We start from the raw sequence: 12504 nt of genomic DNA, 5'->3' as shown, positions 1-12504 counted from the left end.
CGATGATCAGGATGAATCGTCATCGCGCTTTAGGTTATTGTTTGAGCATGATCTTTTCGGAAAACCGCTGCGCACTTTTCCGGATCATGCTCTATGCGCGAGCTCCGAGGCCGGTCTCCTCCAGCCGCGTCGCGAACCAGCGCGACAGCGCCTCATCGACGAGGCCAGAGACATAGACCTCCGACATCGTCACATGGAGCCTGTCCAGCACCAGCAGCACGCCGATCCAATAGGGAAACCAGACATGCACGTCGGTCAGCGCCCGCAGCTTGTGCTGATCGTGATCGAGCGGCGTGTGATTGCTTGCCTTGCGGATCTCGACCGCAAGCAGGTTGTTCGGAATCTCGCGCTGATGCACGACGACATCGGGGTAGATCGACTTGCCGAGATGATCGTCGGTCGAGATGATGGTGCCGTGCGGCAGGTGCAGCGTGCGCTCGCCGAGCCGGTCGTAATTGCAGTCGACTGACCAGCCCGAAAACTGCTGTTCCAGATGCACGGCAAAGCGGTGCGTCACCGCCCGCTCGCCGACGTCCTTCTCGAACAGGAAACCCTCGTGGGCGTAGAAGTCCCGGAGCGCCGCGATCACCTTGTTCAGCTCGGTTTGCATCGTGCCTCCGGGCTCATCACGTGCACGCCAAAGTTAGTAGCCCGGATGGAGCGTAGCGCAATCCGGGGTTCTCGCAAAACACACGGAGCCCCGGATTACGCGGAGCCTGTCATCGGGCGGCGCTTTGCGCCGACCCGTTGGCTCCATCCGGGCTACGCACCTAGATGAGGCGCGGAGTTCGCGGCGCGATCAGCCAGCCCTACATCTGGACTTCGATCAGGCGCGGGCCGGGCTCGGCGACGGCTTCAGTCAGCGCCTTGTTGAACTCTTCGGCATTGGTGACGGCGCGGCCGGGCACGCCCATGCCCTTGGCCAGCGCCACGAAATCCAGCGTCGGCCGGTCGAGCCGGAGCATGTCGTTGGCGCGCTGGCCGGGCTCGCCGGCGCCGACATTGTCGAACTCGCCGCGCAGGATCTGGTAGATGCGGTTGGCGAACACGATGGTGACGATGTCGAGGTTCTCGCGCGCCTGCGTCCACAGCGACTGGATCGTGTACATCGCGCTGCCGTCGCCGACCATGGTGATGACCTTGCGGTCCGGGCAGGCGATCGCCGCGCCGATCGAGAGCGGCGTCGAGAAGCCGATCGAGCCGCCCATGTTCTGGAGCCAGTCATGCGGGGCGGCCGCCGCCGTCGGCGGGAAGAAGCCGCGGCCGGTGGTGAGGGATTCGTCGACCATGATCGCGTTCTCGGGGATCGCACAGGCGATCGCCTGCGCGATCGAGGCGAAGGTGAGCGCGCCGGTCGGCTTGACCAGCTCCTGCAAAGCCTGCGGCTTGACGTCCTTGGCACTGGCCTTCACGGCGCCGGCGAGCGCTTCCAGCGCCGCGACCGAGTTCTCGCCCCAGGAGGTCATGCGATGCACCTCGCAGCCCTGCGGCTTGAGCATGCTCGGCTTGTTCGGATAGGCGAAGAACGCCACGGGGTCGTCGGACTCGACCAGCACGATGTGACGGAACTTCGCCAGCATCGGCAGGGCCTGATCGATGACGTAGTGGATGCGGTCGATCGAGAAACGGCCGCGGCCGCGCGCCATCTTCGGACGGAAGGTCGGGCCCATCACCGTGCAGCCGGTCTTGCCGGCGATGCGCTCGGCCAGCGCCAGGCCGTGCTCGCTCAGGGCGCTGCCGGTCATCAGGAGCAGCGTGCCTTCGCCGTCGCCATGCAGGATCTTTGCGGCCTGATCGACTGCCTGCGGCGAATAGCTGGCGCGCTGCTGCTCGGCCGGCACCTCGGCGATGCCGTCGGCCTCGTTCCAGGCGGTGTCGGCGGGCAGGATCAGGGTCGCGATCTGCGGCGGCGCGCTTTTCGCGGCGGCAATCGCCGCGGCGCCGTCGGCGGCGACCGACTTGGCATCCGGCGAGGTGCGGACCCAGGACGACATCGGCCGGGCCAGGCCCTCGATGTCGGAGGTCAGCGGCGCGTTGTAGCCGATGTGGTAGACGGCGTGCTGGCCGACGATGTTGACGATGCCGGAATTCGCCTTCTTGGCATTGTGCAGATTGGCAAGGCCGTTGGCGAGGCCGGGGCCGAGATGCAGCAGTGTCGAGGCCGGCGTGCCCTTCATGCGGAAATAGCCGTCGGCGGCCCCCGTCACCACGCCTTCGAACAGGCCGAGCACGCAGCGCATGCCGGGCACGCGGTCGAGCGCTGCGACAAAATGCATCTCGGAGGTGCCCGGGTTGGTGAAGCAGACGTCCACCCCGCCCTCGACCATCGTCCGCACCAGGCTTTCCGCACCGTTCATCGCAAGGCTCCCACAACCGGCATTGTCCAGATATCCGTCCGATCAATCATTGTTCGCACGTTCCGTCAAAGCAATAGCCGCCATCGCTGCCCTGCCCCGCGCGAGCATGCGCCGGCTTGGCTAATGGTTTTCGGCAAATTGTGGTTGCCGATTGGTAACGCCGTTTGCCGATGATGACCTGCCTCACGCCGCCGTGGCTTGCGGAAACCCCGCAAATATGGCCTGTGGCATTCATTGAATCGATTTGTTGCTGGGGGAGACAATGATCCGGTTTTTTGCCGCGCCGATTGCCGCCATCGCACTGCTGTCGGCCATGGCGGGCGGCGCGTTCGCCGAAGAGTTCGACTCGCGCGACATCATGGGCGGCGGCCCGAACTTCTTTCGTTCCGGCGCCAATCCCGTTCCCCGCACCACCGTCATGTACAACGGCAATTACGCCCCGGGCACGGTCGTGGTGAACACCGGCGAGCGCCGGCTCTACCTGGTGCTCCCGAACGGCCAGGCGCTGCGCTACGGCATCGGCGTCGGCCGCGACGGCTTCCGCTGGGGCGGGGTGCACAGGATCACCGCCAAGAAGGAATGGCCGGACTGGACGCCGCCGTCGCAGATGCTGGCGCGCCGGCCGGACCTGCCGCGCCACATGAAGGGCGGCGTCGACAACCCGCTCGGGGCGCGCGCCATGTATCTGGGCTCGACGCTGTACCGCATCCACGGCTCCAACGAGCCGGAGACGATCGGCCAGGCGGTCTCCTCGGGCTGCTTCCGCATGACCAATGACGACGTCACCGACCTCTACAGCCGGGTCTCGGTCGGCACCACGGTGGTGGTGCTGAACAACTGACCACAAGCGAACTCTCGTAGGGTGGGCAAAGCCGGAGGATCGCGCGAATGCGCGGTCCGCCGGCGTGCCCACGGTTTGAGATGGTGGGCACGGCGCTGACGCGCCTTTGCCCACGACACTGCGGTAACTCTCTCGCTACAGAGAACGCCGGGAACCCGCAGGGCGCGTGAATTTGCGGTCTTGTGCGCGCGGCGCGAATGCGGCAGCGTTGCAGGACGATGTGCGCCTTTGTCCCGCCCTCGCCTGCCCTTCGCATCACCCTGCTTGCGCTCGCAGTGCTCACATGTCTGCCTGACGCCGCACCCATCGCTGCCGCGGGCGAGCTGCCCGCGATCTCCTCGCGCCAGCGCGCCGAGAAGAAGAGTTTTACCGACGGCGAGATCACCGAAGGCTTCCTGAAGACGGCATTCGGCGCCGAATATCACCTGGCCGGCCGCGTCGACCGCATCCGCAAGTTCGACGGGCCGGTGCGCGTCTACGCCGAGAGCGACCGCGCCGACCGCAAGACACAGCTTGCAAAGGTCGTGGCCGACATCGCCCACCGGGTGCAGCATCTCGACATCGCCATGATCGACACCAATGAAGCTGCGAATGTGCGCGTGAAGCTGGTGCGCGACCGCGATCTGTTCCGCACCATCTCGAGCTTCTACGGCGCGGAGAAGGCGCGCGAGATCCGCTCCTCGCTCGACCCGCAATGCCTGTCCGGCTTCCGCAAGAACGACAATTTCGAGATCGAGCATTCCGACGTCATCCTCACCGTCGACAACGGCGATTTCACCTTCCTCGACTGCGCCTATGAGGAGCTGCTGCAATCGCTCGGGCCCATCAACGACACCGCGAGCGTGCCCTGGACCATGTTCAACGACAACGTCTCGATGGGCTATTTCGACGTCTACGACCAGTACATCCTCAACCTGCTGTACGATCCCCGCATCAAGGCGGGCATGACCGTGGCGGAGGTCAAGGCGGTGCTGCCCGCGGTGCTCAAGGATGTGCGCAGCTGGGTGAAGCAGGTGAATGATCTGAGGGAGTGAGGCGCACTGCCCTCCCCTTGCGGGAGTACCGTCCAGGGAGGGTAGGCAAGACCTCGCGTTCACCCTTGATCGCGCCTCACGCCTTCCTGGCCTTCGACATCAGGAACTGCTGGCGCATCACGTTGTTGCTGGCGTCGAAATACTCCGAGATCAACGCCTCGAACTCGGCACGGAAGCTCTCGAGCTTGTGAGGCTCGTCCTTGTACTGGGCGACGAGCTTGATCAAAGGCCCGATCGTCGCTTCCATGGTGCGGCGGAAATGCTGCGGGCTGAGCGTGGACGGCGTCATCATGTCCATCTCGAACGAGATTTCCTTCGCCTTCCCCGCGAGACGCTCGGCGACGATTTTCGGATCGCCCCACAACGCCGGTGATGCGACGCCCTCGGGTGGCGGCAGATGGCGGCCGACCAGCGCGAACATGCGGCCGACATAGAGATGCGGCGGCCAGGTGGAGAAGGCGATGGTGCCGCCGGGCTTCAGCACGCGCAGCATCTCGCCGATGGCGACGTCCGGACGCGGCGCGAACATGTGGCCGAACTGGCTGAGCACCACGTCGAACTCGCTGTCGCCATAGGGCAGGCTTTCGGCGTCGCCCTCGACGAAGTCAACATCGAGCTTTGCCAGTTGCGCGTGCTCGCGGGCCCGCTCGATCAGAATCGGCGAGAGGTCGAGACCCCTGACCTTTGCACCGCGCCGTGCCGCCGTGATCGCGACAACGCCGGTGCCGCATCCGACGTCGAGCAGCCTTTGGCCGGCGGCAACGCCGGCAAAACCAACCAGCTTGGCGGCGGCCGGTGTCGTGAAAACCTCGATCGGCGTGAACAGCGACCAGGCTTCCTTCTGGATGGCCTTGAAACCTGCAAACGGATCCTGCGCGGTCATGAAACTCTCCCTTTGCGCGAGCTCGATCTTCATGAGGCTGGCGACGGACACCGAAGGTTCAACGCGTTCGCGTGGCTCCGCGGCACGAGGGCTCTATTGCACGAGATCAGCGACGGTGGTTGCGGCTTTCAGGCCGGTGCCGGTGAGGACTGCGACCGTGGTGTCGGTCGGCTTGATCGCACCAGCGGCTGCGAGCTTTTCAAGCGCCGCAGCCGCGCTGGCGCTGGTCGGCTCGGCGAACAGGCCCTGCCGCGCGAGGCGGCGCAGCGCGGCGACGATCTCGTCCTCGGTGAGCGCGACGGTGCCGCCGCCGCTCTCGCGCAAGGCGGCGATGATCTCGCGCAGCCGCAGGGGATTCTTGATCGCGGTGCCCTCCGCAATGGTCTTGCTCACCTCGCGCGCGACGGGGGTATCGACACCGGCCTTGAAGCTCGCATCGATCGGCGAGCAGTTGAGCGGCTGCGCCGCGAACAGGCGCGGCAGCTTTGCGATCTGCCCGGCTTTCAACAGCTCGCGGAAGCCGAAAGCGCAGCCGAGCAGGCTGCTGCCGGCGCCGACGGGAACGATGACGTTGTCGGGCGCGCGAAAGCCGAGGTCTTCCCAGATTTCATAGGCGAGCGATTTGGTGCCTTCGAGGAAGAACGGCTGCCAATTGTGGCTGGCATAAAACGTCTGGCTCGACTGGCGAATGGCCTCGGCTTCCGACTCCTCGCGCGGCCCTTCGACGAGCTGCACCGTCGCGCCGTAAGCGCGCACCTGCGCGATCTTCGCCGGCGACGTCGAGGCGGGCGCCAGGATTTTCACGCGCATGCCGCCGGCGGCGCCCAACCCCGCCATCGACGAGCCGCCATTGCCGGACGAGTCCTCCAGAATGGCGTCCACGCCGATCTGCCGCAGGAAGGACAGCATCACCGCCGAGCCACGATCCTTGAAGCTGCCGGTCGGGTTGAACCATTCGAGCTTGAACAACGGGCGCAGTTCGCCCCAATCCTGCTGGACCAGCGGCGTGCAGCCTTCGCCGAGGGAGATCGGCCTTGCGATCTCGACCGGCAGCGCCGCCCGGTAGCGCCACAGCGACCGCGTGCTTCTATCGATATCCTCGCGCGAGATGCCGGCACCCGGCGTCACCAGCAGCGGCGTGCGCTCGTCCGAGCACCAGCGCGGCTGGTCAAGGGAATAGAGCTGTCCGTTGCGGGGATCGATGTAGCTGGCGGTGGGCATTGGGGTCTCCAAGACAAGGGCGATCTGCGATTGGCCGATGACACGTTTAGTCCGGGATTCGACGCTGGCCGAGCGAAAGGATGCGCGGCCCCTTGAAAAGATGAAAAGTATAAATATTTCAATTTCTTAAGCTGGTCGCGCCGACAGAGCGGCGAGCTTGGCCAGCGCGAGCGCCTGGCGCTGAAGGCAGACTTTGCGGGCCCGTTGCTGACGGGAATTTGGTCGCAAACGGCCCTGCCCGCCCGGCACGATTAACTTGTCTGTCGTCGCCGGCCGCTACAATATGTTGGATTGAGCTTGCGTCGCCCGTTCGCCGTCGCAAGCGAGCCAGGCCCGTCCGAGCGGCGGGCCGTTGGCTTTTTGGGAGCCTGGACATGAGCCGTGCCAACCGTACCGACCACATCCGCCTGACCTCCCATCCGGAGCCGGGCCGGAAGGCCACCTTTCCGATCCACTGGGGCGCGACGACCGCGCGCGCCCGCGGGCCGGTCATCGGCACGGTGTCGCGCGCCGGGGATCGCAACGTGATCGGCAGCCATGGCGGGTCCTACGCGATGTACCGCGCGCTCGCCGTCTCCGCCGGCGCGCTCGATCCGATTCGCAGGCCCGACCTCACCAACACCTTCCCGGCCGCGACCATCGGCCCGTTCCCGCAATGGAGCGATCCCACAAAAATCGTCGCGCTCGATCCCTGGGGGCATCTTGTCGCAGAGAACTTCCGCCAGGAGATCGCCGAGGGCGCCGACATCCGCCCCAGCATCGCGGTGACGCGGGCGCGGCTGGACCTGCCGGAGATCCGCGAGGCGCTCGCCGCCAAGCGGCTGCGCGCCGACGGCGAGGTCGTGCACGCCAATGGCAGTGTCTCGGTGGTGAAGATCGCAATCGATCCGGTCTGGTACCTGCCGGGCCTTGCGGCGCGCTTCGGCACCGGCGAGACCGAGCTGCGCCGCACATTGTTCGAGCAGACTGCCGGCATGTTCCCCGAGCTCGTCACGCGTTCGGACATGAAAGTGTTCCTGCCCCCAATCGGCGGCACCACCGTCTACCTGTTCGGCGATGTGACAAAACTGCCGGACCATCGCACCAAGATCACTTGCCGCGTGCATGACGAGTGCAACGGCTCCGATGTGTTCGGCTCCGACATCTGCACCTGCCGACCCTATTTGATCCACGGCATCGAGGAATCCGCACGTGGCGCGCAGGAGGGCGGGCTCGGGCTCGTCGTCTACAACCGGAAAGAGGGCCGCGCGCTCGGCGAGGTCACGAAATTCCTGGTCTACAACGCCCGCAAGCGTCAGGAGGATGGCGATGCGGCCGCCGCCTATTTCGAGCGGACCGAATGCGTCGCCGGCGTCCAGGATGCGCGCTTCCAGCAATTGATGCCGGATACGATCCACTGGCTCGGCTTGACCCGCATCGACCGCTTCCTGTCGATGAGCGACATGAAATACGACGCGCTGACCTCGCAAGGCATCGACATCGTCGAGCGCGTGCCGATCCCGCCGGAGCTGATTCCGGCCGACGCCTATGTCGAGATCGCCGCGAAGAAGGCCGCCGGCTATTACTCCACCGACATCGCGCCGGAGAAGGACGTGAACGGCGTGGTCGGGCGTTCGCTCGAAAAATACTGATCGCGATGGCGGAGGCTTTGGAATTGCAGGCGCGTTCGCTGCTCACCGCAAAGGCGGTGCGCACGCGCGCCGGGCAGATGCTCGAGCTCGGCCTTGCCGGCGGGCTCCAGCACTTTACGATCGACCTCGATCGCATGGACGGCGTCGCCGAGGCCGTGCTTGCGGTCACGCGAAAAGCCTATCCGACGCTGGATATTCCCTTCCACGCGAGGTGGCGGCATTTCGTGCTCGGCGGCGTCGACCGCTGGGCCCGGCTCGCCGATGCTGCGTCCTGGCCGGATCGCGCGGCGCGGGCGCGCTCCGAGTTCGACCTCGCCATCGTCAGCGTGCTGCTCGATGCCGGCGCGGGTGCGGCGTGGCGCTATCGCGACGCGGTGACGGGAGCACACGTACGCCGATCGGAAGGGCTCGCCATCGCAAGCCTCGATATGTTCGCAGGCGGGCTCTTTTCCGGCAATGCGCGTGCGCCGTTCAGAGCCGATGCGGACGTGCTTGCAAAGCTGCCCCTCGCCTCCCTCACCTCCGCCTTTCAGGTCAGCGATGCCAATCCGCTGCTCGGCCTCGAGGGACGCACCGACCTGCTGCGACGACTGGGCAAGCTGATGGCGACGCGCGCGGACGTATTCGGCCTGCACGACACGCCGCGGCCGGGCGGCCTGTTCGATCACATCGCGGCGCAAGCCGTCGGCGGTGCTGTCGCGGCGCCCGCCATTCTGTCGGCGGTGCTTAACCAGCTCGGACCGATCTGGCCGTCGCGACTCGATCTCGCGGGCGTTCCGCTCGGCGATTGCTGGCGGCATCCTGCGATCACGACGGACGACGGAACGACTGGCCTCGTGCCGCTGCACAAGCTGTCGCAATGGCTGAGCTACTCGCTGATCGAACCGCTGCAGCGCGCCGGATTTGCCGTCACCGACATCGACGGGCTGACCGGGCTCGCCGAGTACCGCAACGGCGGCCTCTTCGTCGACCATGAGGTGCTGCGTCTGCGCGACGCCACGGATGCCGAGCGCGCGCATGCGGTGGATTCGTTGCTCGTCGTCGAATGGCGCGCGCTGACGGTTGCGCTGCTCGACAGGCTCGCCGACCTGGTTCGAGCCAAGCTCGGCCGCACGCCTGAAACCTTGCCGCTCGCCAGCATTCTCGAAGGCGGCACCTGGGCCGCGGGCCGCGCCATCGCGTTTGCGCGCCGCCCCGATGGATCACCGCCGCTCAAGGTGATCAGCGACGGCACGGTCTTTTAGAGAATGGATAGAGATTTGCGACCACGCGCGTCATTGCGAGCCGCCGGGGCCGCGCTTCGTGCGGATCCGGTGGCTCGCAATGACGACTCGGTGAATTTCAGGAGTATCCCATCATGGAAGGCGTCACGATCGTCGATCATCCGCTGGTGCAGCACAAGCTGACGCTGGTGCGCGACAAGTCCATCTCGACCAAGTCGTTTCGAGAGCTGATCAAGGAGATCGGCATGCTCTTGTGCTACGAGGTGACGCGCGACCTGCCGCTCGCCGACACCGTCATCGAGACGCCGCTGGCGACGATGCATTCGGCCAAGATCGCCGGCAAGAAGCTGGTGTTCGTGCCGATGCTGCGCGCCGGCACCACCTTCGTCGACGGCATGATGGACCTGGTGCCGACCGCGCGGGTCGCGCATATCGGCCTCTACCGCGAGCCGCACAGCTTTGCCGCGGTGGAGTATTTCTTCAAATCGCCGTCCGATCTCAGCGAGCGCCTGGCGATCGTGGTGACGCCGGTGGTCGCCACCGCCAACACCGCCGTCGCCGCGATCGACCGGCTGAAGGAGCGCGGCGCCAGGGACATCCGCCTCGCCTGCCTGATCGCCGCGCCGGAAGGACTGGAGCGGCTGCGCGGATTGCATCCGGACGTGCCGATCTGGACCGCGGCGGTGGATGAAGGCCTCGACGAGAACGGGTTCATCCTGCCGGGCCTCGGCGATGCCGGCGATCGCGCTTACGGGACGCGGTAAGCAGGAAGCTCAGATCTTCCCGCTGCCGCAGATGCCCTTCAGCGCCTGCCACTCCTTGTCGGTCAGTAGCGGCGGGCCGCTGACCGGGCGATCTTCCTTGGTCATTCGGGCAAGGCGGTCCTCGGTCAGCGGATGGCTGGCGAGAATATTTGTCAGGCCAGAGCCGCCTTCCTTGCCGGTGATGCGGAACATCAATTCGGCCGCGGGCTTCGGCGAACGGCCGAGCGCATGCATGATGTCGATCGCAAACGTATCCGCAGCGGTCTCGGCCTCGCGCGAGTAGGAGGCCTCGACCAGGCTGCGCGAGGCGAAGATCACGGCCGAAGAGCCGGTGACGTCGCCGAACAGCAGGCCGATCAGGAACGATGTGCCGCCGTTGTAGATCAGGCCGCGCATGTTGTCGTAGTGCTTGAGATGGCCGAGCTCGTGGGCGAGGATGCCGGCGAGCTCGTCGGGGCTCTGGGCCTTGTCGAGCAGGCCCTTCAGCACGAACACCTTGCCGCCGGGCAGCGCGAAGGCATTCGGCACGGAGGTCGGCAGCACGCCCGCCGTCATGGTGTCGTCGAGGCCGGCCGCATCGCGCAGCCGGTTGACGAGCTTCGTGAAGGCGGCCTTGCCCGCAGGGTCTTCGCACACGCTGCGGCCGAAGATGGTCTTCATCTGGACCTCGGCGGCATCGCCGATGCGCCGTTCGACCGGCTTCGGCACCAGCGGTGCGAGACGATCGGCGGCGAGCGGCACGCCGAACAGCACGACGCAGACGATGGAGACGGCTGCGGCGACCGACCAGCCGACGATCTTTGCGATGCCGCGGCGCGACGTCTGGTGCTCGTCGAGACGCATGCAGCGGGCGGTCACGTCCGCGGCGAGCGCGGCGTCGCGAATTTCGAGCCGCGCCAGCGGCGGCGCAGACGTCGAGGCCAGCCGCAAAACGCCAGCCGGGCTGTCGGCGCGGCGAATGTCGGCATAGGCCCAGCGCACGGGCTCTGCGCCCTCCTCGACGATTTCGAGCGCATCACCCAGGGTCAGCGTCACCTGCCGTTTGCGGCTCGACACGCCGTCGAAGAAGATCGTCGGCTTTTTGGACTGCGCCGGGGCTTCGATGGACACGTCACTCACAGCTCAGAATCCCGCGACATCGAGTCCATCGGCAAAGCCTTCTCCGAGCGCGCTGGCAAGCTCGCCGCTGCCGCGCACGTCCGCGGCGGCCGCGATATTGTGTACCTCGACGGTCTCCAGCACCTTGGCCCAGAGATCGCGCTGCAAATAGACCCGCATCACGATGTTGAGGGCAAGGGCAAGGGCGAAATAGCCGATGACCATCGCCACCAACATCGGAATGCTCTTGGCGCCATTTTCGGGCCCGAACACCTGCTCGGCCGGAAGGCCGCTCAACTGGACCACGAGCATGGTGGCGCCGCCGATATAGGCGCCGAAGATCATCGAGAGCAGCGTCCACCAGCCGATCACCTTCCAGTACAGGCCGTAGAACGCGTTGTGCGGCAGTTCCGAGGACAGGCTGACGCCGCCGATACGGATGCCGTCCAGCCACCAGCGCCATTCGCGCGCCCTAAACTCGGCATAGAAGAACGGCGCGAGCGGGAAGATGACCAGCGCGACCGGGCTGAGCAGCCACAGCCACCAGCCGCGCTTGAAGAAGGTCCAGCCGTCGCCTTCGAAATCGCCGGTGAGATCGCCGTAATGGGTGTGCTGCATCTTGTAGCGTTCGAGCGCCGCCTCGCGCCAGGGCAGCGCCAGGCCGAGCGTCAGGAACACGAGCAAGCCCCACGCCATGGCGCGGAACGAATAGGCCCAGCCCGAGCCGTCCATCCAGAACCGCACACCGCGCCAGACCGTGCGCGTCAGGCGATAGCGCCGCGCGCGAAAGATCGCGAACTGACCGAAGGCGTAGAAGGCGACGAACAACGGCACCGAGGCAAAGGCCTGCCAGCGCTCGAACTCGATGCCAACAAGGAAATAGGCCAGATAGATCGGCACCAGGATCGCCAGTGCGATCAGGAAGCCGATCAAGAGCTCCTTGGCTCGTCCGGTGTATTCGGCCGCATCGTCGTCGACTGCTGTGTGTGTCCACAGATGACGGCGGATGTCGGTGACGAGCCAAAACCGGTAGAAGCCGAAGGTGACGAGCTCCAGCATGGCACCCTTGGTGACCATTTTGCGGAACTCGGAGCGGTTGCCGGTGAAATCCACCCGCGTCGGCGGCAGCGGCGGGGGTAAGGGTTCGGAGCCGATGGGGGCCCATTGCATATCGTTCACGGCGGCAACCTCGGGATGCGGAGATGTTCCGATCAAACTATAGATCAGAGGTTAGTCGGTCCCCAAGATGGGCGGGTTCGATTTACCTCGATTCCAGTCGGTTTCTTGCACGATTCTCCACCGCGCGGCGTGCCGGAGGTCACGTTCGCGTGGCGGCGTGACGGCCGTTCGACGCTCTCGTGAAGGTTGGATGTGACAAAACTCTCCCTTGCCCCGGCGCGGACAACCGGCTGTAATTGCAAATCAAATACCGCAGCGCAGAATTCAACGACG

11 protein-coding genes are annotated in these 12504 nt (G+C 65.8%); 5 read left to right on the top strand and 6 right to left on the bottom strand.

What is annotated here, in order from left to right; translation table 11 throughout:
- Positions 1-91: 91 nt before the first annotated feature.
- Both JQ566_RS29590 and JQ566_RS29585 read right to left on the bottom strand, forming a co-directional pair.
- Positions 92-610 (bottom strand): hypothetical protein, encoded by a 519-nt coding sequence (locus JQ566_RS29590; protein WP_212378987.1) that lies wholly within the window; start codon positions 608-610, stop codon positions 92-94.
- Positions 611-809: 199 nt separating this feature from the next.
- Positions 810-2357, bottom strand: a complete 1548-nt coding sequence (locus tag JQ566_RS29585; protein ID WP_212378985.1) for an acetolactate synthase large subunit — start codon at positions 2355-2357, stop codon at positions 810-812.
- Positions 2358-2619: 262 nt separating this feature from the next.
- On the opposite strand from JQ566_RS29585, the gene JQ566_RS29580 reads away from it, so the two are divergent.
- Positions 2620-3198, top strand: a complete 579-nt coding sequence (locus tag JQ566_RS29580) for a L,D-transpeptidase (RefSeq protein ID WP_212378983.1) — start codon at positions 2620-2622, stop codon at positions 3196-3198.
- 218 nt (positions 3199-3416) lie between these two features.
- Positions 3417-4232, top strand: a complete 816-nt coding sequence (locus JQ566_RS29575; RefSeq protein ID WP_212378981.1) for a DUF2927 domain-containing protein — start codon at positions 3417-3419, stop codon at positions 4230-4232.
- A gap of 76 nt (positions 4233-4308) precedes the next feature.
- Here JQ566_RS29575 and JQ566_RS29570 read toward each other — a convergent pair whose 3' ends face one another.
- Together JQ566_RS29570 and JQ566_RS29565 are read right to left on the bottom strand one after the other, a co-directional pair.
- Positions 4309-5115, bottom strand: a complete 807-nt coding sequence (locus JQ566_RS29570) for a class I SAM-dependent methyltransferase (RefSeq protein WP_212378979.1) — start codon at positions 5113-5115, stop codon at positions 4309-4311.
- Between the two features lie 93 nt (positions 5116-5208).
- Positions 5209-6336, bottom strand: coding sequence for a threonine synthase (locus tag JQ566_RS29565; RefSeq protein ID WP_212378977.1), 1128 nt, complete (start codon positions 6334-6336; stop codon positions 5209-5211).
- A gap of 374 nt (positions 6337-6710) precedes the next feature.
- Between JQ566_RS29565 and JQ566_RS29560 the strand changes: the two genes are divergently transcribed.
- The 3 genes from JQ566_RS29560 (at position 6711) to upp (ending at position 9954) form a co-directional block, all read left to right on the top strand.
- Positions 6711-7967 (top strand): GTP cyclohydrolase II, encoded by a 1257-nt coding sequence (locus JQ566_RS29560; protein WP_212378975.1) that lies wholly within the window; start codon positions 6711-6713, stop codon positions 7965-7967.
- A gap of 5 nt (positions 7968-7972) precedes the next feature.
- Positions 7973-9211 (top strand): URC4/urg3 family protein, encoded by a 1239-nt coding sequence (locus JQ566_RS29555; protein WP_212378973.1) that lies wholly within the window; start codon positions 7973-7975, stop codon positions 9209-9211.
- A 113-nt stretch (positions 9212-9324) separates the two neighbouring features.
- Positions 9325-9954: a uracil phosphoribosyltransferase gene (gene upp / locus JQ566_RS29550; RefSeq protein ID WP_028179165.1), complete on the top strand. Its 630-nt coding sequence runs from the start codon at positions 9325-9327 to the stop codon at positions 9952-9954.
- A 9-nt stretch (positions 9955-9963) separates the two neighbouring features.
- Here upp and JQ566_RS29545 read toward each other — a convergent pair whose 3' ends face one another.
- Both JQ566_RS29545 and JQ566_RS29540 read right to left on the bottom strand, forming a co-directional pair.
- Complete coding sequence (locus tag JQ566_RS29545) at positions 9964-11073, bottom strand: M48 family metallopeptidase (protein WP_212378971.1); 1110 nt, start codon at positions 11071-11073, stop codon at positions 9964-9966.
- 3 nt (positions 11074-11076) lie between these two features.
- Positions 11077-12222, bottom strand: coding sequence for a YjgN family protein (locus tag JQ566_RS29540; RefSeq protein ID WP_212379022.1), 1146 nt, complete (start codon positions 12220-12222; stop codon positions 11077-11079).
- Positions 12223-12504 lie beyond the last annotated feature (282 nt).

It is taken from the genome of Bradyrhizobium sp. SZCCT0231 (assembly GCF_018130245.1).
Taxonomy (GTDB): domain Bacteria; phylum Pseudomonadota; class Alphaproteobacteria; order Rhizobiales; family Xanthobacteraceae; genus Bradyrhizobium; species Bradyrhizobium japonicum_F.
This window is presented reverse-complemented; position numbering and strand designations above follow the sequence as displayed.

Bases quoted from the DNA above. Each gene is read 5' to 3' on its own strand.
- JQ566_RS29540 (WP_212379022.1), bottom strand. From the start codon at position 12,222: ATGCAATGGGCCCCCATCGGCTCCGAACCCTTACCCCCGCCGCTGCCG.
- JQ566_RS29575 (WP_212378981.1), top strand. From the start codon at position 3,417: ATGTGCGCCTTTGTCCCGCCCTCGCCTGCCCTTCGCATCACCCTGCTT.
- JQ566_RS29580 (WP_212378983.1), top strand. From the start codon at position 2,620: ATGATCCGGTTTTTTGCCGCGCCGATTGCCGCCATCGCACTGCTGTCG.
- JQ566_RS29555 (WP_212378973.1), top strand. From the start codon at position 7,973: ATGGCGGAGGCTTTGGAATTGCAGGCGCGTTCGCTGCTCACCGCAAAG.
- JQ566_RS29560 (WP_212378975.1), top strand. From the start codon at position 6,711: ATGAGCCGTGCCAACCGTACCGACCACATCCGCCTGACCTCCCATCCG.
- upp (WP_028179165.1), top strand. From the start codon at position 9,325: ATGGAAGGCGTCACGATCGTCGATCATCCGCTGGTGCAGCACAAGCTG.
- JQ566_RS29565 (WP_212378977.1), bottom strand. From the start codon at position 6,336: ATGCCCACCGCCAGCTACATCGATCCCCGCAACGGACAGCTCTATTCC.
- JQ566_RS29590 (WP_212378987.1), bottom strand. From the start codon at position 610: ATGCAAACCGAGCTGAACAAGGTGATCGCGGCGCTCCGGGACTTCTAC.
- JQ566_RS29585 (WP_212378985.1), bottom strand. From the start codon at position 2,357: ATGAACGGTGCGGAAAGCCTGGTGCGGACGATGGTCGAGGGCGGGGTG.
- JQ566_RS29570 (WP_212378979.1), bottom strand. From the start codon at position 5,115: ATGACCGCGCAGGATCCGTTTGCAGGTTTCAAGGCCATCCAGAAGGAA.